Annotated in this window: 19 protein-coding genes; 12 read left to right on the top strand and 7 right to left on the bottom strand. The window is 63.5% G+C overall.

Going from position 1 to position 17963, the window contains the following annotated elements:
- Positions 1–6: 6 nt before the first annotated feature.
- Together FQ705_RS14690 and FQ705_RS14685 are read right to left on the bottom strand one after the other, a co-directional pair.
- Positions 7–741 carry a GntR family transcriptional regulator gene (locus FQ705_RS14690; protein ID WP_144142114.1) on the bottom strand — a complete coding sequence of 245 codons (735 nt, stop codon included), beginning with the start codon at positions 739–741 and terminating at the stop codon, positions 7–9.
- Positions 738–1703, bottom strand: a complete 966-nt coding sequence (locus FQ705_RS14685; RefSeq protein ID WP_144142112.1) for a polysaccharide deacetylase family protein — start codon at positions 1701–1703, stop codon at positions 738–740. The genes FQ705_RS14690 and FQ705_RS14685 overlap by 4 nt, the downstream gene beginning before the upstream one ends.
- 329 nt (positions 1704–2032) lie before the next feature.
- Here FQ705_RS14685 and FQ705_RS14680 point away from each other — a divergent pair, with 329 nt between their 5' ends.
- The 8 genes from FQ705_RS14680 (at position 2033) to FQ705_RS14645 (ending at position 9789) form a co-directional block, all read left to right on the top strand.
- Positions 2033–3091, top strand: coding sequence for an ABC transporter ATP-binding protein (locus tag FQ705_RS14680; RefSeq protein ID WP_144142111.1), 1059 nt, complete (start codon positions 2033–2035; stop codon positions 3089–3091).
- 45 nt (positions 3092–3136) lie between these two features.
- Positions 3137–4432, top strand: a complete 1296-nt coding sequence (locus FQ705_RS14675; protein ID WP_144142109.1) for a PotD/PotF family extracellular solute-binding protein — start codon at positions 3137–3139, stop codon at positions 4430–4432.
- Positions 4433–4530: 98 nt separating this feature from the next.
- Positions 4531–5445, top strand: coding sequence for an ABC transporter permease (locus FQ705_RS14670; RefSeq protein ID WP_144142107.1), 915 nt, complete (start codon positions 4531–4533; stop codon positions 5443–5445).
- A 2-nt stretch (positions 5446–5447) separates the two neighbouring features.
- Entirely contained in the window at positions 5448–6353 is a 906-nt protein-coding gene (locus FQ705_RS14665) for an ABC transporter permease (RefSeq protein WP_144142105.1), read from the top strand.
- 189 nt (positions 6354–6542) lie between these two features.
- Positions 6543–7046 (top strand): SLATT domain-containing protein, encoded by a 504-nt coding sequence (locus FQ705_RS14660; RefSeq protein ID WP_144142103.1) that lies wholly within the window; start codon positions 6543–6545, stop codon positions 7044–7046.
- 224 nt (positions 7047–7270) lie between these two features.
- On the top strand, positions 7271–8041 hold the full coding sequence (locus FQ705_RS14655; protein WP_144142101.1) for a DUF4118 domain-containing protein: 771 nt from the start codon (positions 7271–7273) through the stop codon (positions 8039–8041).
- Between the two features lie 54 nt (positions 8042–8095).
- A complete protein-coding gene (locus FQ705_RS14650; RefSeq protein ID WP_144142427.1) occupies positions 8096–8932 on the top strand; it encodes an alpha/beta hydrolase in 837 nt (278 codons plus the stop codon).
- Positions 8929–9789, top strand: coding sequence for a MipA/OmpV family protein (locus FQ705_RS14645; protein ID WP_144142099.1), 861 nt, complete (start codon positions 8929–8931; stop codon positions 9787–9789). Before FQ705_RS14650 ends, FQ705_RS14645 begins: the two co-directional genes overlap by 4 nt.
- A gap of 16 nt (positions 9790–9805) precedes the next feature.
- On the opposite strand, the gene FQ705_RS14640 is transcribed toward FQ705_RS14645, so the two are convergent.
- The gene (locus FQ705_RS14640) at positions 9806–10513 is read right to left on the bottom strand and encodes a YceH family protein (protein WP_144142097.1); all 708 of its coding nucleotides are present in this window, start codon (positions 10511–10513) and stop codon (positions 9806–9808) included.
- Positions 10514–10751: 238 nt separating this feature from the next.
- Between FQ705_RS14640 and FQ705_RS14635 the strand changes: the two genes are divergently transcribed.
- From FQ705_RS14635 to FQ705_RS14625, 3 genes are read left to right on the top strand one after another with little or no spacing between them, the layout of a single operon-like run.
- Positions 10752–11324: a lipocalin family protein gene (locus FQ705_RS14635; RefSeq protein ID WP_144142095.1), complete on the top strand. Its 573-nt coding sequence runs from the start codon at positions 10752–10754 to the stop codon at positions 11322–11324.
- A 60-nt stretch (positions 11325–11384) separates the two neighbouring features.
- Positions 11385–11957, top strand: a complete 573-nt coding sequence (locus tag FQ705_RS14630) for a helix-turn-helix domain-containing protein (protein ID WP_144142093.1) — start codon at positions 11385–11387, stop codon at positions 11955–11957.
- Positions 11958–11963: 6 nt separating this feature from the next.
- Positions 11964–12509 (top strand): GNAT family N-acetyltransferase, encoded by a 546-nt coding sequence (locus FQ705_RS14625; RefSeq protein ID WP_144142091.1) that lies wholly within the window; start codon positions 11964–11966, stop codon positions 12507–12509.
- Positions 12510–12572: 63 nt separating this feature from the next.
- Here the strand turns inward: FQ705_RS14625 and FQ705_RS14620 are convergent, their stop codons facing one another.
- Entirely contained in the window at positions 12573–12968 is a 396-nt protein-coding gene (locus FQ705_RS14620) for a PaaI family thioesterase (RefSeq protein WP_144142089.1), read from the bottom strand.
- A 21-nt stretch (positions 12969–12989) separates the two neighbouring features.
- A complete protein-coding gene (locus tag FQ705_RS14615; RefSeq protein WP_144142087.1) occupies positions 12990–13622 on the bottom strand; it encodes a LysE family translocator in 633 nt (210 codons plus the stop codon).
- Positions 13623–13810: 188 nt separating this feature from the next.
- Here FQ705_RS14615 and FQ705_RS14610 point away from each other — a divergent pair, with 188 nt between their 5' ends.
- Positions 13811–14089 carry a BON domain-containing protein gene (locus tag FQ705_RS14610; RefSeq protein ID WP_144142085.1) on the top strand — a complete coding sequence of 93 codons (279 nt, stop codon included), beginning with the start codon at positions 13811–13813 and terminating at the stop codon, positions 14087–14089.
- On the opposite strand, the gene FQ705_RS14605 is transcribed toward FQ705_RS14610, so the two are convergent.
- Entirely contained in the window at positions 14086–15243 is a 1158-nt protein-coding gene (locus tag FQ705_RS14605) for an acetate/propionate family kinase (protein WP_144142083.1), read from the bottom strand. The genes FQ705_RS14610 and FQ705_RS14605 overlap by 4 nt on opposite strands.
- Positions 15244–15255: 12 nt before the next feature.
- Positions 15256–17649 (bottom strand): phosphoketolase, encoded by a 2394-nt coding sequence (locus tag FQ705_RS14600; protein ID WP_144142082.1) that lies wholly within the window; start codon positions 17647–17649, stop codon positions 15256–15258.
- Positions 17650–17963: the final 314 nt, after the last annotated feature.

Raw genomic sequence — 17963 nt, 5'->3', positions numbered from 1 at the left:
GACCGCCTAGTTGGAAGTGGCGTGTTCGGTGATGCCGAGCAACTGACCGAGGCTCTTTTCGCCGCGCATACGGGATGTTTCGATGCGATCCTGCAAGTCGCGCAGATGCGCTTCCATATGCGCCATCGCGCCCGCCGCATCGCGTGCCTCGATGCAATCCACGATCGCCGCATGCTCCGCGTGCTCGCAAGGCGCATGTCCCGGCGGCTCGTACACGCCGACGATCAGCGAGCAACGCGAGACCAGTTCCTTCAGGTAGTTTTGCAGAATCGAATTGCCGGCCAGCGCGGCGATGCGCATATGAAAGCCGCTGGCGAGCGTCGCCCATGAAGGCTGGTCGAAACGATGCATGGCGTCATGCTCGCTCGCCAGCTGGTCGCGCAAAGCCTTGATATCCTGGGCGCTCACGCGCTGCACCGCCAACTCCACCAGCATCCGCTCGACCGAGCGCCGCGCTTCGAAAATCTCGCGGGTTTCCTCGGGCGTGGGCTCCGCGATCACCGCGCCTTTGTTTGGCCGCAAGACGACGATGCCGTCGTACGCGAGCTTTTCCAGCACGCGCCTGACCACGGCGCGGCCCACGCCGAACAACTGGCATAGCTCGGGCTCCGGCAGCTTCGTGCCCGGCGTCAAGCGGTGATTCAATACGCCGTCGAAAATCGATTGATAGATTCTCGCGTCGAGATCGGCATCGTCTTTCGCGGTCTTCTTCGCGGTGGCCGCGCCGGCTTTCGCGCTCATGCGAGGGCCGGGCCCAGCACGCCGTCCCGCTCCAGTAAGTCCATATGACTGGCGATGGCGCCGGGCGTGGTGATCCACACGTCGCCGCGCGCGCGTGCCGCGGCAATGTGCTGAAGCGCGCGGCGCACATGACGCAGACGGTAAGGCTGCCCGACGAGATACGGGTGCAACGCGATGCCCATCACGAGCGCCTGGGGCTGTGCGCCGCGGTTGGACTGTTCGAGCATCTCGTCGAACTGATCGACGATCATGTCCGCGAATGTGCGGCCGTCCATGTGGCGCGCAACCATCATCGGCAGATCGTTGAGTTCCTGCGGATACGGAATCGACCAGAGCGGCGCGCTGCGCGTGGCCATGCGCACGGGCCGGTCATCGTGACACCAGTTCAGCGTATAGCGATAGCCCGTCTCCGCCAGTAGATCGGGCGTCAGATGCGACTCGGAAATCCATGGCGAGAGCCAGCCTTGCGGCGCCATGCCGGACACCTCGGCGATGCGTTCGCGGCAATGCAGAAGCAGTTCGCGCTCGCCGGCTTCGTCGAGATCGCTCTGGCGATGCGCATTGGTATGCCCGTGACCGATCAGCTCGTCGCCGCGCGCCACACATGCCGCAATCAGTTCCGGACAGTGATCGTAGAGCGCGGTATTGATCAGCGTGCCCACCGGCAATTCGAGTTGATCGAAGAGTTCGATGCAGCGCCACGCGCCGACGCGGTTGCCGTACTCGCGCCAGCTATGGTTCAGCACGTCGGGTTGCGGTGAGACGGGACCGAGCGCCGCGCCAAGTCCCTCGCCGAAAGCGAAATGCTCGATGTTGAAACCCAGGTAGACCGCAAGGCCGGCGTCGCCCGGCCAGCGGTACGGATCGGTGTCGGTGATCGGCCGATAGGCAAAGCGGCCATGCGTGGCGAGCAACTGGTGCGCGCGGTTTTCTGCAACGGGCATGTTCCGTGTGTGATTCATTTGACTCAGCCGTGGATGACAAAAGGCGCACGGTAGCGGCCCGCATGAACCGGATTGGCCGGTTCATGCCCCGAGAAGGACCGAAGACGCACCGTGATCGCGCAAGAATTCATGAGCGGACCGCTAACGATCGACGTGGCAGATCGTTTGCAATATGTGAGCCAACTCGTAGACGTTAAGCACACCGGCACGTCGTCAATCGGTGTGCGTCACGTTGTCATGCATGGCACATGTCTTGCATTTGCACTGCTTCGCGTCGCTGCCAAACAGGGTGCCGCGTTGGCTTACCGTGCATCCCGCTCTTTGCCGTTCACGAGGACATTTTCTTCATGATTCAGCCTGTCTCCAAGGTGCTCGAAACCAAAGCCGCCGACATCGAACTGGTCCACGTGTCGAAGCAATATGGCGATTCGCTGGCCGTGGACGCGATCGACCTGCGCATTGCGGGCGGCCAGTATTGCTGCTTGCTCGGACCGTCGGGATGCGGCAAGACCTCGACCTTGCGCATGATCGCCGGGCATGAATCCGTCACCGAAGGTGACGTTCTGATCGCAGGGCGCAACGTCACGCGGGCCGAACCCGCTGCGCGCGGCACGGCGATGGTGTTTCAGAACTACGCGCTCTTTCCGCATCTGAGCGCGCTCGACAACGTCGCGTTCAGCCTGAAGATGCGCGGCGTCGCCAGGGAAGAGCGGCGCAAGCGCGCCGCCGAACTGCTCGAACTCGTGGCGATGTCCGCTTACGCCGAACGCAAACCCGCGCAGCTATCCGGCGGCCAGCAGCAGCGTGTGGCGCTCGCGCGCGCGTTGTTGAATCAGCCGGGCTGCCTGCTGCTCGACGAACCGCTCTCCGCCCTCGACCCCTTCCTGCGCGTGCAGATGCGCGCCGAACTCAAGCGCTGGCAGAAAGAACTCGGCATCACCTTCGTGCACGTCACGCACTCGCAGGAAGAAGCGATGGCGCTCGCCGATCTCGTGGTCGTGATGAGTCACGGCCGCATCGAACAGAGCGGCACGCCGCACGAGGTGTTCAACCGTCCGCGCACCGAGTTCGTCGCGCGCTTTCTCGGCGGTCACAACGTCTTCAACACGAATGGCCGGTTGTTTACCGTGCGTGCCGATCACCTGCGCGTGGTGCCGCACGGCGTCACGCCGGTGCAGAACGCGAGCGGCGACAACGGCCTCACGCGCATCGGCGGCGTGCCTTGCAAGGTGCGTGAAGCCGAGTATCAAGGCACGCATCTGCGTATGACGCTCGATCCGCTCGACGGCTCGCCGGAACTGGTCTCGCTCGTGAGCGACGGCGACTACGACCCGGCTCGGCTCGGCCCCGACGCGCGCGTGGTGGTGTGGTGGAACGAGCAGGACGCACATCCGCTGGCAGCATAAGCCGCAAAAACCGAACGTCAACGAACGTCAACTGAGGAGAGAGCAATGAGTGAAGCGAACGAGAGCCCGGCAGCGGCCACGACGGAAGTGAAGGACAAAGGCCTGTCGCGCCGCACGTTCATCAAGGGCGCCGTCGCGGCGGCCGGCATCGCCGGCTTTCCGTACGTGCACGCGCAGGAGAAGATCACCTTGCGCTACCTCGGCACGGCGGTCAATCAGAGCGCCGACATTGCGCGCAAGTTCAAGGAAGACACCGGCATCGAGATTCAATATGTAGCGGTGACCACCGACGACGTCGCCAAACGCATCATCACGCAGCCCAACTCGTTCGATATCGTCGACACCGAATATTTCTCGCTCAAGAAGCTGATCCCCGCCGGCACGCTGGCGGGCATGGACACGAAACGCATCAAGCTTGCCGACAAGATCACGCCGGTGCTCACGCGCGGTGAAATCAACGGCAAGAAGATCGGCGACCAGGGCACCGCGCCGAAGAAGGTGATGTTCCTGACCGGCCCACGCTCGACCGAATTCTCGCCGACGCCGACCGAATGGATGACGCTGATTCCCACCACCTACAACGCGGACACGCTCGGCATTCGTCCGGACCTCATCAAGCGTCCGATCGACAGCTGGGCGGAACTGCTCAATCCGCAATTCAAGGGCAAGGCCGCGCTCCTGAACATTCCCGCGATCGGCATCATGGACTCGGCCATGGCGATCGAGGCAATGGGTCACATGAAATACGGCGACAAAGGCAACATGACCAAGGCCGAGATCGATCAGACCATCAAGATCCTGATCGAAGCCAAGCGCGCCGGCCAATTCCGCGCCTTCTGGAAAGACTTCAACGAGAGCGTGAACCTGATGGCCTCGGGCGAAGTGGTGATTCAGTCGATGTGGTCGCCCGCCGTCACGAAAGTGCGCACCATGGGCATCCCCTGCAAATTCCAGCCGCTCAAGGAAGGCTATCGCTCGTGGGCATCGGGCTTCGGCATTCCGCGCTCGTTGCAAGGCAAGAAGCTCGACGCCGCCTACGAGTTCGTCAACTGGTTCCAGGACGGCTGGGCCGGCGCTTATCTGATGCGCCAGGGCTATTACTCCGGCGTGCTCGAAACGGCGAAGACGCATATGCAGCCGTACGAGTGGGACTACTGGATCGAAGGCAAGGCGGCCGCGCAGGACATCAAGGCGCCGGACGGCCAGTTGCTCGAGAAAGCCGGCAGCGTGCGCGACGGCGGCTCGTACACCCAGCGCATGGGCGCGATCGCCTGCTGGAATGCAGTGATGGACGAGAACATCTACATGGTGCAGAAGTGGAACGAGTTCATCGCGGCCTGAACGGCGTGATGCAGTAACGGACTGCCGACGCATCACCAGCTGATGCGCCGGCGGTTGCAATCTATCCGACCGCGCGGTCCATCCCAAGACATTCGCTTATGGCAACGATCGACCTTCCCTCGCATGCCCAGGACGAGCCTGTCCGCCACCGCCGCGCACCGGCGTGGCTGCAGGCGACGCCGCTTTCGTTGACCTTCCTGCTGTTCTTTATCGTGCCGCTGGTCATCACGCTGATCGTCAGTTTCTGGGACTTCAACGAATACCAGATCATCCCGGCCTTCACCTTGAAGAACTACGCGGCGATCTTCGACGGCTGTTCGTCGATGACGGATGTCTGCGTGACCTTCAAGACCTATTGGTCGACGCTCAGGTTCTGCGCGATCGTGTGGGCCGTGACGCTGCTGCTGGGTTTTTCGCTCGCGTATTTCCTCGCCTTTCACGTGCGCACCACCAGCATGCAGACCGTGCTGTTCCTGCTCTGTACGATTCCGTTCTGGACCTCGAACGTGATCCGCATGATTTCGTGGATGCCGCTGCTCGGCCGCAACGGCCTCGCGAATCAGGCGCTGATCGGTGCGCATCTGATCGACCAGCCGCTCGAATGGCTCCTGTACTCGAACTTTTCGGTGGTGCTCGCCTTCGTGCACCTCTATACGTTCTTCATGATCGTGCCGATCTTCAACGCGATGATGCGCATCGACCGGTCGCTGCTCGAAGCCGCGCGCGACGCCGGCGCAAGCGGCTGGCAGGTGGTGCGCGACGTCGTGCTGCCGCTCTCGAAGACCGGCATCGTGATCGGTTCGATCTTCGTGATCACCATCGTGATGGGCGACTTCCTGACGGTCGGCGTGATGGGCGGCCAGCAGATCGCCTCGGTCGGCAAGATCATTCAGGTGCAGACCGGCTACCTGCAATTTCCCGCGGCGGCGGCCAACGCGATCATTCTGCTGGCGGTCGTGCTGATGATCGTGTGGGGCCTGACGCGCGTCGTCGACATTCGCAAGGAGCTGTGAGCATGCAGGCTATCCGTCACCCTCATCGCGAACGGCGCCCGGCGAGCTTTTACTGGCTCGCGCTGCTGTTCGGCCTGTTCGTGCTGTTCCTGTACGGCCCGGTGATCACGATTTTCATTCTTTCGTTTCAAGGCCCCGAGGGCGGCCTTACGTTTCCGATGCGCGGCGTGTCGCTGCACTGGTTCGCGGTGTTGCGCGACGGCGTGGGCGACGTCGACATCTGGGGCGCGTTCGGCCGCTCGGTGCGACTCGCGCTGGCGGTGACGGTGCTCACCGTGCTGTTTTCGGTGGCGGCAGGTCTTGCGTTTCGCCGGCGCTTTCGCGGCGATACGGCGGTGTTCTACGTGTCCGTCGCGAGTTTGATCATGCCGTCGATCATCGTTTCGCTCGGTATCGGTTTGACGTTCCGCCTGCTGGACAACGGCGTGAAGTACCTTGCCACGAGCTGGGGTTATCAGTCGTTTACTGACAGTTACACGACCTCGATGGGGCTCTTCACGTCCGCGCTCGGCGCGCATCTGACATGGACCTTGCCGTTCGGTTTGCTGGTGATGTTCGCGGTGTTCAATCGCTTCAACCCGGCTTATGAGGAAGCGTCGCGTGATCTCGGTGCAACACCGTGGCAGAGTTTTCGCCATGTCGTGCTGCCGATCATCGGCCCCTCGGTAGTGGGCGTCGCCATGTTCGGCTTCACGCTGTCATGGGACGAGATTGCCCGCACATCCCAGGCGATCGGCGATCAGAATACGTTGCCGCTGGAACTGCAAGGGCTCACGACCTCGGTGACCACGCCGGTGATTTACGCGCTGGGTACGATGACGACGGTTCTCTCGCTGACCGTGATGGCCGTGTGCCTGATCGGCGTGAGACTGCTGGCGCGCAGGCGCGCGGTGGTGGCAATGAAATAAGCGGTTGCGCGGCCGCGACCGGTGACTTCTCTCTCAGCGGCCGCGCGCACGACGAACGCTTCAGCGTGGCAAGCCAGGCCGCACCGGCGCAGCCATCGTTTCATGGGTTCGCTCGCTTCATGTGGCACAGTATCGTCAGGCGCGGGCATCACGCTCGCGAAACCGAACGGCCCTGCCTTGACGAGCAACATGAAGAATCTGCCAGCCTACGAGCCCCCCGTCGACGAAAACGAACTGTTGCTGAAATGGATCCGGCGCGCTCGTGAATCGCAGATGAGCCATTACGACATGGCCGACCTGCTCTCGGCGCGCGATCGCCAGCTCGGCTGGCTCGTCACCGCGCTGACCGCGTTCGTCGGCACGGCGGTGTTCGCGTCGTTGAACGAGCAGGCGGTCTCGGCGGCATTGCGGATTTTCGTCGGCCTCGTGAGCGTCGCGGCGGCAGTTTCCGCCGCGCTGCAGACCTTCCTGCGCTATGCGGAACGCGCCGAAAAACACCGCTCGGCCGGCGCACGTTACGGCGCGGTGCGCCGCCGTCTCGAAGCGATCTTCGCGGGCGATGCCGACGCCCGCGACGGCCACTATCTCAGCGCAATCCGCGACGAGCTCGACCGCCTCGCCGAAGACTCGCCCAACGTGCCGCCGCGCATCTTCTACCGTACCCAGCAACGCCTCGCTCGCCAGTCCGCTTAAGCATGGCTTAAGGTCGCGCCGGGCATCATGCGCGATGCCCGGAAACCTGCCCATTAGCTCGTCATTTTTTCGTCAGGCACTCGAAATACTCGAGGCTCGCACACGCCTGCGGCATTTCCGTTCAGCCCCGCTTACCATCCCTTTTCTTATGCTATTGTCCGGCCTGCGCGAAAAGCGCAGACACACTCAATCGGGCAGCGTAACGGCTCCCTAGAAAAAATATTATGGATGTTCAGAATGCCCGACGCTGGGCACCTCGCGGAGCCCGCACCTGGCTTGCCGCTGCTGCCGCATTGGCGGTTGCAAGCGGTGTGCGTATGTTGCTGCACCCTCTTATCGGCCCGTTCCTGCCGGGCACGGCGTTTTGCATTGCGGCCTCGCTGGTCGAATATTTTCTCGGACTCGCGCCCGCATTGGCCGTGATGCTCCTTGGCCTGGGCATCGCCGATTATCTGTTCGTCCCGCCTTACGCCACCATTACCGTGTTCAATCAGGCGGACGTGGTGCTGCTGTTTTCGTATCCGCTGGTGACGCTGCTGGTGATCGTCCTGATCGAACGTTTGCGGCGCTCGCAGTGTCGCGCGGAGCTGATCGCCTCGGTCGCGCAATCGCGTTATGAAATGCTGCTGCGGCACGACAACGAGCGCATGCTGGCGCGCCGGGCAGTCGACGAAACGCACCGCCTGCTGCGGCATCTTTCGCATCATCACCGCACCTTCGTGTTCATTCAGGCGCTCGAGCGCAACGCCTTGCGGCCCCTCGACGACGTCAAGCCGGCCGGCACCCTGCCGCGCCTGCCCAACGAAATCGCGCCCGGCCCGCGCTTTGCCGATGTCGATCCCGAGGACGTCCAGCGGCTCAGCAAGGCGCTGTTGCCGGGCAGCCACCGTGTGCGCCTGAGAAGCGGCGACGGCCTGTCGAGGCTGACCGAGTGCGTGTGCGAGCGCTTCACGACGCATGCCGGCGACTTCCTCGTCTTGCGGATCGGAGCCTGAGCCGTGAGTGAACCGACCCGTCTGTTCTTCCCCGGCGACAACCACGCCGTGCTGATGCTGCACGGCCTGTCCAGCTCGCCGCTCGAATTGCGCTATCTCGCGCGCTTTCTGAACGCCGAAGGCTTCACCACCTGCGCGCCGTTGCTACCCGGTTATAGCGCCGGCTCGAAAGAAGCTGCCATGGAACTGTGGCTCGACGCCGCCGCGCGCGAGTACGACGCCCTCGCCGCGCGGTTTGCGCGCGTCTCGATCTGCGGTCTGTCGATCGGCGCGGCACTCGCGCTGGCCCTCGCGCATAAGCGGCCGCAGGCGCAGTCGCTGGTGCTGCTGTCCTTGACACTTTCTTACGATGGCTGGGCCATCCCCTGGTATCGTTTCCTGCTGAACGCTGCCTACTACACGCCGATGCGCCACCGCTGGCGCTACCGTGAAGCGGCGCCGTTCGGGCTGCGCAACGAAGCGCTGCGGGCGAAGATCGCCCGCGCGATGCAGCGCAGCGACTTCAGTGAAGTCGGGCCGTCCACGATCTCGTTGCCGGCATTGCATCAGGCGAGCCGGCTGGCGGCGCACGTGCGCACGCTGGTGCGCGACATCAAGACGGATTGCCTGATCGTCCATGCCATCGACGACGAAACGTCGAGTCCGCGCAACGCACGCTTCGTCGCGGGCGCGATCGGCACGGCTTTTTTACGCACAATCTGGCTGGATGATTCGTATCACATGATTACGTCGGACAACGAGCGCGAAATCGTCGCGCGCGAAACCGCGCTGTTTCTGCGCGAGAGCGAGGCCGCGCACAGCGGCGATGACGGCGCGCGGCAACCCGTGGTATCGAAGGCGCTGGCGCGGCGCTTGAGGCAGCTTGCCGCACTCGGCAAGGAGCGCGCATGACGGCGCTGGCCGCGGTATGGCGGCGGGCGAACAAACCGGCGCGGGTGGCGCTGCTGCTCGGCGCCGCGCTGGCGTCGGGCACCGCGGCGCAATCCGCCCACGCGAACGATGCCGACACCGGCACGAGCACCGACATGAGCACCGACACGGGCGCTACCGCCGCCACCGACAGCAAATGGAAAATCGGTGTCGGCCCCGGCCTCGTGATCACGCCCAGGTACCCGGGCTCACGGCAACTCAGCTACATTCCGTTCCCCGCGCTCGACATCTCCTATGACGACCGGTTCTTCTCGCAAGGTCCGGACGTGCTGGGTGTGAACGTGCTGCGTGGACCCGCTTATCACCTGGGCGCGGCCCTGAGTTTCGATTTCCAGTCGCGCAAGGAATCGGACGATCCGCGTCTGCGCGGCCTCGGCGATGTGAACGGCGGCCCCAAGCTCAAGCTGTTTGCCGACTACACCATCTGGGCGTTCACCGGCGCGGTGGCGCTGTACCAGGATATCGCCGGTCACCATCAAGGCACGACGGTTACCACCGACCTCGTCGCGTCGGCGCCGGTCGGCGGCTGGCTGTTTTCGGTGGGGCCTGGCTTCACCTGGGCGAACGGCACCTACACGCGGACTTTCTTCGGCGTCTCGGATCAGCAGAGCGCGGCGTCGGGACTACCCACGTACAACACCAGCGCGGGCGTGCGCGATATCCACATGAACGCGCAGGTAACCTACGATTTTTCGCGGCACTGGAATGGCTCGATCTCGGCCACGTTCGGCCGTCTCGAGCACAATGCGGCCAACAGCCCGATCACCCAGAAGCGCTTCGAACTGAACACGCTTGCCTCGGTGAATTACAGGTTCTAGGCGTTGGCCTGGACAGTCACTCGCCGCCGGTGAGATCGCCGGCGTCGATGCCCAACTCGGCGGCCATGCGGCGCACCACCGTTTGCAGGCGGCTCACTTCGTCCGCGAGGCGTTTCTGCTCCGCCTTCACCGCCTCGAACGCGGACAGCGGCACGCTCTCGTCCTCCGCCGCGCCGGGCTGGGCAAGCTCACTGGCGCTCACTTCACCGCACAGCAGATGCATCCAGCGGTTCTCGCGCTCGCCTGGCGTGCGTGCCAGCTTGACCACGCGTGGCGGGTCGTTGACCGCCAGTTCGTCGAGAAAGGCTTCGACCGACGAGATATCGGCGAAGCCATGCAGACGCGCGCTATTCAGACGCAACTCCGCAGCGGTTTGCGGACCGCGCAGCAGCAAGGTAGTCAACAACGCCCCCGACTGACTCGGCAAGCCCAGCACGCGGTTCATGTTCTGCTCGAAACGCGGCACGCGGCTACTGCTGCCTTCCATCACGAGGCTCAGACGCTTCAGGCCGTCGACGGCGGTCAACACTTCGGCTTCGGTTGCGTTCATCACCGGTGCGCGGCCGGTCTTCTGGTTGCAGCCCAGGGTGAGCGCATTCAGCGAGAGCGGATAACTGTCCGGCACGGTGTGCTGTTTTTCGACGAGCACACTAAGTACGCGCCCTTCGAGTAAGGTCAAGGCGCGGATCGAGGGGCGGGAAAGAGCGTCGGGTGTGGTGTTCATAAAGCCTGTTGCGGCATGAGTCGCCGTGTCTCGTGGATGATGTGCGTGAACGCTGCACAGCAAGGCGGCGATATGGAATTCGCTGTCTGGTGATTGGGCACTATGATAAACGCGCGCGGACCCGCAGGGTGCGTGAATCTCCGGACTGACCCGGTGTTTCGCGCGAGCCATGTGACATCGCGTGACCTCTGGCACATCACGTGCTGACTCAAAACGTCCCCTGCTCCGGAGTCACCTCATGGCCGTTCGTCCTCAGCCCGTATTGCGTGTGAGCGCCATCTCGCTCGCGCTCGGTGCGGTATGCCTGCTCGGCGCCTGCGCGCTCAATCCCGCCGGCAAACGCGGCAACGCCCACGTGCCGCAGCCCGCCAAGCCGGTGGACCTGGCCCGCTACGTGGGCCGCTGGTACGAACTGGCACGCTATGAAAACGGCTTCGAACGCGATTGCGAAGCCGTCACCGCGGACTACGCCGCGCGCGACGACGGCCTGATCGACGTGACGAACAGTTGCCATAAGGGCGGCGTGAGCGGCCCACTGGACGTCGCCAAAGGCCGCGCGAAAGTGGTTGCGGGTTCGGACAACGCCAAATTGAAGGTGTCGTTTTTCGGGCCGTTTTTCTTCGGCGACTACTGGGTTCTGGATCACGCGGACGACTATCGCTGGTCGATCGTCGGCGAACCGGGTGGCCGCTATCTGTGGATTCTGACGCGCGAGGCCGCGCCGCCTTCAGCGGAAAAAGCAGAACTGATAGAACGGGTTCGCGCGCTGGGCTACGACACGTCGATGCTGCGCATGACGCGCCACGAGTAGCCTCGGCGCCGGATTTTTGGCGGCTTGACCGATTTCCATATTCGAGATAATTTTCCGGATATGGAAAACTCTCCCTCCACCGACAACCTCATCGACCGCCGCATCGCCCAGCGCCTGCGCGCCCTGCGTGCCGAGCGAAATTGGTCGCTCGACGATCTCGCGACCCGCAGCAACGTCAGCCGCGCCACCTTGTCGCGTCTGGAAAACGCCGCCGTCAGTCCGACCGCGAGCGTGCTGGGCAAGCTCTGCGTGGCTTACGGATTGCCGATGTCGCGTCTCATGCACATGGTCGAGGAGGACTTCGCGCCGCTCGTCCCGCGCGCCGACCAGCCGTTGTGGACCGACGCGAGTGCTGGTTTCCGGCGACGCTCGGTGTCGCCGCCCGCGCAAGCGCTGAGCGGCGAAGCGCTGGAGTGCGAACTCGGCGCCGGCGCTCACATCACCTACGACGCTTCGCCTCGCCCCGGACTCGAACACCATCTGATTCTGCTCGAAGGCGAACTGCAGATCACCGTCGATGGTCAGCAGCACGCGCTGCAAGCCGGCGACTGCCTGCGCTATCAACTATTCGGCCCCAGCGCCTTCGCGACACCCGCGCACAGCGCGGCCCGATACATCCTGTTTATCGTGTGAGCCAGCATGAATGAAACGACCATCAGCAGCGTCTCTGCGGACGACCTCACACGCCACTTGCCGGAGCTCGGCGCGTTGCTGCGCGCCTGCGTAGACGACGGTGCGAGCGTGGGTTTTGTCACGCCGTATGGCGTGGAGGAAAGCGAGGCGTTCTGGCGCGACAAAGTCCTCACCTCGCTGCGAGCGGGCGGATTGATGCTGTTCGTGGCGCGCCAGGGCAACGCGATCGCCGGCACCGTGCAACTGGATTACGACACCATGCCGAATCAGCGGCATCGCGCCGAAGTGCGCAAGCTGCTGGTGCACCCCGCGTTTCGCCGCCAAGGCGTCGCCCGCATGTTGATGATGGCGCTCGAAGCCCACGCACACCGCTTGCAACGCAGCCTGCTCACGCTCGACACCCGCACCGGCGACAAAGCCGAGCCGCTTTACACCGCCTTGGGTTACCAGACCGCCGGCGTGATCCCGGGCTATGCACGCGGCACGCGCGACCATGAGCAGGATCGCTTCGACGCGACCACCATCATGTACAAAGCGTTATCGGGCCAGTAGCGGATTGCGGTTACCGGCGAGACAACGAGCGCAGCGAGCTTGCCGAAAGCGGCCACCAAAACCTCAAGCCGGTTTCGAATACTTGAACGTGCCCTGCGCGCTCGCGATCAGCAGTGTGCCGTCCACCCAGGCCTCACCACGCGAAAAGAAAATCGAACGACCCTGGCGCTCCAGAAAACCTTTCGCCGTCACTGATTCGCCGAGGCCCTTGTCGAGATAATTGGTGGTCAACGACAACGTGAACGCATGCCGCGCGGCCTGCCCCGCTGGCGCGAACAGCCCGGCATAGCCCGCTGCCGCGTCGAGCAGGGTGGCGATCGCGCCGCCTTGCAGAACGCCTTGCCGATTGAGCTTGCTGGCGTCGATCGGCATGAATAGTTCGGCGTAGCCATCGCGCCATTGCGTCAGGCGTACGCCGAGCGATTCGAGAAACGGATTGTCGATGGGAAACTCAGTCATGCGCGAACTCCGGTGTCACGATCAGCGGCGGGGATCGAGTGCGATGCGCACCGCCAGTCCGGCCAGCACCGTACCCATGAGCCAGCGCTGCGCCAGCAGCCACACCGGCCGTCCTGCGAGAAACACGGCGATCGAGCCCGCCATGCTGGCAATCAAGGCATTGACCGTGACGCTGATGACGATCTGCACGCAACCCAAGGCGATCGATTGCGACAGCACACTGCCATGTCCCGGCGAAATGAATTGCGGCAACAGCGACAAATACATCACCGCGATCTTTGGATTCGCGAGATTGGTGACGAGCCCCATGGTGAACAATTTACGACGGCTGTCGTGCGGCAGATCGCGCACCTGGAACGGCGAACGTCCACCGGGTTTGACTGCTTGCCATGCCAGGTACAGCAGATAGAGTGCGCCACCGAAACGCAGCGCGTCGTACGCATACGGCACCGTCAGCAATAGCGCAGTGATGCCGAACGCGGCGCAGAACATATAGAACACATAGCCGAGCGCCACGCCGCCGAGCGAGACCAGACCCGCGCGCCGGCCCTGGCATAGCGAGCGCGAGATCAGATAGATCATGTTCGGACCGGGCGTGAGCACCATGCCGAGCGAGACCAGACCGAAGGCGATGAGCGTTGTGAGGGCGGGCACGGCATTCTCCACGTTGGGTTGAGCGGGGGCAGTGCTGCCCAATATAGCCGAGTTCAACCTGACGGGTCTTCGAATCGGGCTCGCGAAAGCGGTCGGCGAGTCTTAAGGCTGGACGTGATCGGCTGACCCGACTACTGTTCTCTCATCCGCCTTCTTTCCGTGAAGAACCCATGTCACGTACCCGCTCGATGAAAACCGCCCCACGCAAGACCGCAAGCCCGCGCCTGAGCGATGCGCACATCGCCGCCGAAGCCACCCGCCGACTCGCCTGGGATGACGCCGTGCCCGCCCACACCCTGACGGTTGAAGTCGCGCACGGACGCATTACACTGCTGGGCGAACTGGCGGAGGATCGGCAGAGAACCGCCGCGCTGGAAGACATCACGCGGCTGTTCGGTGTGACCGGCGTGCGCGACCACACGACGATCAAGCGGGTTGCACAACAGCGCAGCAACAAACGTCCCTAGCCCGCGGCCTCCTTCAGCAGCGCCCGGCAATGCCGCGCAATCTGCTTTTCCTCCTCGGTGTGAATCGCCTTCACCTTGCCCGCCGGATCGCCTTCCACGAGCCCCATGAACGCGAGGCCCTCGCACACGCGCTTGCGCATCTCCTCGCTGTGTTCGCCGATGCCGCCGGTGAACACCAGCAGATCGATTCCGCCCAGTAAGGCCGCGTAGCCGCCGACCGTCTTGCGCACCGCAGTGGCGAACGCGTCCAGCGCCAGCGACGCATTCGCATCGCCCGCCGCAGCGCGCTTTTCGAGCGCCTGCATGTCGCTCTCGCCGTCCGAGTAACCGGCAAGGCCGCTATGACGATTGAGCATCGTCTCCAGCGCGCCGGCATCGAGCTTTTCCACCCGCATCAGATAGAGCAGCACGCCCGGGTCGAGATCGCCACTGCGCGTGCCCATCGGCACACCGCCGGTGGGCGTGAGACCCATCGAGGTATCGACCGATTTGCCGTCGCGCAACGCGCACACACTCGACCCGTTGCCGAGATGCGCAAACACCGCGCGCGGCGGCAAATCCGCGCCGAGCCGCCTGACTAGCGACTCGTACGACAGACCGTGAAACCCATAGCGGATCACGCCGGATCGCAGATAACGGCGCGGCAACGGCAGTTGTGCGGCACGCGGCGGTAAGGTCGCGTGAAAGGCCGTGTCGAAGCAGGCGAAGTGCGGCGCCTCGTGGAAGATCTTCGCGGCCTCGTCGATCAGGGCGAGCGCAGGTGGAATATGCAACGGCGCAAAGTGCACGGCGTCCTGCAGGCGTTGCCGAACCGCGGGCGTCAGGCGCTGATGCTTGCGCAGATGCGGCCCGCCATGCACCACCCGATGGCCCACCGCCGCTGGTCGTGCATGATGCTGCCGCGCCAGCACCTCAGCGAGCTTCTGCAGCGCCTCGGTCTGCGATTCGAGCACGTGCTCCTGCTGCTCGAGCACGCGTCCATCGGGCGTCCTGATCTGCAGCGTGCCGTCACTGCGGCCGATACCTTCGGCGCTGCCTTCCAGCAGCAAGGTCTCGTCGCCCTCCGAGTGCCGGAACAAGCCGAACTTGAGCGACGACGAACCGCTGTTCAGCACCAGGATAGTGGGCTCCTGAGCCGCGTCTTGAGTGTGCATGGGCGCCCTCGCTCAGCCTTTCCACGTCCAGTTGCGGATTTCTTCCTTATCGATTCCTTCCGCGTACGCATACGCCAGATGCTCGATGATCTGCCCACGCAGCCATTCCTTCGCGTGATCGCCGACCCCGCGCAGCTTCGGCACGCGATCGATCACGTCGATCGCAAGCGAAAAGCGGTCGACCTGATTGATGATCGCCAGTTCGAGCGGCGTGTTGATATTGCCTTTCTCGTGATAGCCGTGCACATGCAGGTTGGCATGATTGGTACGGTTGTAGGTGAGCTTGTGCACCAGCGACGCATACGAATGAAAATTGAAGATCACCGGCTTGGTGGCGGTGAAGAGCGAATCGAAATCGCGGTTCGACAAGCCATGCGGATGCGCGTGCTCGGGCATCAAACGGAACAGATCGACCACGTTGACAAAGCGGATCTTCAGATCCGGAAAGTGCTCCTTCAGGATCTGCACGGCGGCCAGCGACTCCATGGTCGGAATGTCGCCCGCGCAGGCCATCACCACGTCCGGCTCCACGCCCTGATCGGTCGATGCCCAGTCCCAGATGCCGATCCCCTTGGTGCAGTGCGTGACGGCCGCGTCCATATCGAGGTACTGCAAATGCGGCTGCTTGTCGGCGACGATCACGTTCACGTAATCGCGCGAACGCAGGCAGTGATCGGCCACGCTCAACAGACAGTTCGCGTCGGGCGGCAGATAGATGCGCACCACGTCCGGGCTCTTGTTGGTGACCACGTCGAGAAAGCCGGGGTCCTGATGCGTGAAGCCGTTGTGATCCTGACGCCACACGAGCGAAGTGATGAGCAGATTGATCGACGGCACCGGCTGACGCCAGCCGAGATCGCGCTTGGCTTTCTCCAGCCACTTCGCGTGCTGGTTGAACATCGAATCGATCACGTGGACGAACGCTTCGTACGTGGCGAACAGACCATGGCGGCCAGTCAGCACGTAGCCTTCGAACCAGCCTTCGAGCGTGTGCTCGCTGAGCATTTCCATCACGCGGCCGTCGGGCGCGAGTTCGCCGCCGTCGGCGTCGCCCGGTTCGGTGAGCGCGAGCCAGGTTTTCTCCGATGCCTCGTAGATCGCGGTGAGTTTGTTGCTCGCGGTTTCGTCCGGGCCGAACACGCGGAAGTTGGTCATGTTGTTGCGCATCACGTCGCGCAAAAACTTGCCGAGCACATCGGTCGGCGACGTGTAGGACGCGCCCGGCTTTTTCACCGCGACGGCGTAATCGCGAAACGCCGGCAGGTCGAGCGTCTTGCACAGCAGGCCGCCGTTCGCATGCGGGTTGGCGCTGATACGGCGCGCGCCTTCGGGTGCCAACTCGCGCAATTCCTCCACCAGACGACCCGCTTTGTCGAACAGCGACTCCGGCTCGTAGCTGCGCAGCCAGCTTTCCACCAGCTTCAGGCTCTTGCTGTTGGTGACCGGATCGAGCACCGGCACCTGATGCGCGCGCCATGAGCCCTCCACCTTGTGGCCGTCCACTTCCTTCGGGCCGGTCCAGCCCTTGGGCGAACGCAGCACGATCATCGGCCAGCGCGGCCGGGACGTGTCCTTGTTTTCGCGCGCATTCTGCTGGATCGCGCGGATTTCGCCGATGCACTGTTCAAGCGTGGCCGCCATCTGCTGATGCATGATCGCGGGGTCGTCGCCTTCGACGAAATAGGGCTTGTGGCCATAGCCGGTCAGCAAGGCTTCCAGTTCTTCGTGGGGAATCCGCGCGAGGATGGTCGGATTGGCGATCTTGTAGCCGTTCAGATGCAGCACCGGCAAGACCGCGCCGTCGCGGATCGGGTTGAGGAATTTGTTCGAGTGCCACGAGGTGGCGAGCGGGCCGGTTTCCGCCTCGCCGTCGCCGATCATCACGGCGACGATCAGGTCGGGGTTGTCGAAGGCCGCGCCGTAGCCGTGCGAGAGGCTGTAGCCGAGCTCACCGCCTTCGTGAATCGAGCCCGGCGTTTCAGGCGTGCAATGCGAACCGATGCCGCCAGGAAACGAGAACTGCCGGAAGAAGCGCCGCATGCCGGCTTCGTCCGCGCTGCGGTCGGGATAGATCTCGGAGTAGTGGCCTTCCAGATAGCAATTGGCCAGCGTGGCCGGCGCGCCGTGACCGGGACCGGCCACGTAGATCATGTTCAGATCGAGTTTCTTGATCAACCGGTTCAGATGGACGAGCAGGAAACTCTGCCCCGGGTCCGAACCCCAATGGCCGAGCAGGCGGTTCTTGATGTGCTCGGGTTTGAGCGGTTCGCGCAACAGCGGGTTGTCGCGCAGATAGATCATGCCGGCGGAGAGATAGTTGCAGGCCCGCCAGTAGCGATCCATTTTGTGCAACGTGTCGGCGTCCAGTATCTGCGGCGGGGTCGGGCGGGAGCTTGCTTCAGCCATGGCGTCATTCCTCGAAAAGAACTGTCAGGCAGGTTAGCGATGCGGCACGGAGGCCAGACGATGCGGCCGGCGAAAAAAGGTGAGTCAGCCGGCCCTTCTGTCATGCGGACGACATCATGAACGGGTACTGCGCGAACGGTACGGCGAGAGACATGCGGCCGGCGATGTTCCGGGCGATCGTCAGCGGTGTGACAGGCAGCGGGCCGCATGGTTCGGCACAATCATCCAAAGCTTGATGCAACTGCGGTAAATCGCACTGCGGTTGCGTGAGACCACGGCATCTTCAGCACACTGTAAGTGCATATTAAGTGAAT

The sequence above is a fragment of the Paraburkholderia sp. BCC1884 genome (assembly GCF_900996225.1).
Classification (GTDB): Bacteria; Pseudomonadota; Gammaproteobacteria; order Burkholderiales; family Burkholderiaceae; genus Paraburkholderia.
Note: the sequence above shows the minus strand (reverse complement) of the source record. Positions and strands in the feature narration are given on the sequence as shown.

Coding starts and splice junctions, on each gene's coding strand:
- FQ705_RS14670 (WP_144142107.1), top strand. CDS start 4,531: ATGGCAACGATCGACCTTCCCTCGCATGCCCAGGACGAGCCTGTCCGC.
- FQ705_RS14610 (WP_144142085.1), top strand. CDS start 13,811: ATGAAAACCGCCCCACGCAAGACCGCAAGCCCGCGCCTGAGCGATGCG.
- FQ705_RS14625 (WP_144142091.1), top strand. CDS start 11,964: ATGAATGAAACGACCATCAGCAGCGTCTCTGCGGACGACCTCACACGC.
- FQ705_RS14685 (WP_144142112.1), bottom strand. CDS start 1,703: ATGAATCACACACGGAACATGCCCGTTGCAGAAAACCGCGCGCACCAG.
- FQ705_RS14675 (WP_144142109.1), top strand. CDS start 3,137: ATGAGTGAAGCGAACGAGAGCCCGGCAGCGGCCACGACGGAAGTGAAG.
- FQ705_RS14665 (WP_144142105.1), top strand. CDS start 5,448: ATGCAGGCTATCCGTCACCCTCATCGCGAACGGCGCCCGGCGAGCTTT.
- FQ705_RS14620 (WP_144142089.1), bottom strand. CDS start 12,968: ATGACTGAGTTTCCCATCGACAATCCGTTTCTCGAATCGCTCGGCGTA.
- FQ705_RS14660 (WP_144142103.1), top strand. CDS start 6,543: ATGAAGAATCTGCCAGCCTACGAGCCCCCCGTCGACGAAAACGAACTG.
- FQ705_RS14645 (WP_144142099.1), top strand. CDS start 8,929: ATGACGGCGCTGGCCGCGGTATGGCGGCGGGCGAACAAACCGGCGCGG.
- FQ705_RS14635 (WP_144142095.1), top strand. CDS start 10,752: ATGGCCGTTCGTCCTCAGCCCGTATTGCGTGTGAGCGCCATCTCGCTC.
- FQ705_RS14680 (WP_144142111.1), top strand. CDS start 2,033: ATGATTCAGCCTGTCTCCAAGGTGCTCGAAACCAAAGCCGCCGACATC.
- FQ705_RS14690 (WP_144142114.1), bottom strand. CDS start 741: ATGAGCGCGAAAGCCGGCGCGGCCACCGCGAAGAAGACCGCGAAAGAC.
- FQ705_RS14650 (WP_144142427.1), top strand. CDS start 8,096: ATGCTGCACGGCCTGTCCAGCTCGCCGCTCGAATTGCGCTATCTCGCG.
- FQ705_RS14640 (WP_144142097.1), bottom strand. CDS start 10,513: ATGAACACCACACCCGACGCTCTTTCCCGCCCCTCGATCCGCGCCTTG.
- FQ705_RS14655 (WP_144142101.1), top strand. CDS start 7,271: ATGGATGTTCAGAATGCCCGACGCTGGGCACCTCGCGGAGCCCGCACC.
- FQ705_RS14605 (WP_144142083.1), bottom strand. CDS start 15,243: ATGCACACTCAAGACGCGGCTCAGGAGCCCACTATCCTGGTGCTGAAC.
- FQ705_RS14630 (WP_144142093.1), top strand. CDS start 11,385: ATGGAAAACTCTCCCTCCACCGACAACCTCATCGACCGCCGCATCGCC.
- FQ705_RS14600 (WP_144142082.1), bottom strand. CDS start 17,649: ATGGCTGAAGCAAGCTCCCGCCCGACCCCGCCGCAGATACTGGACGCC.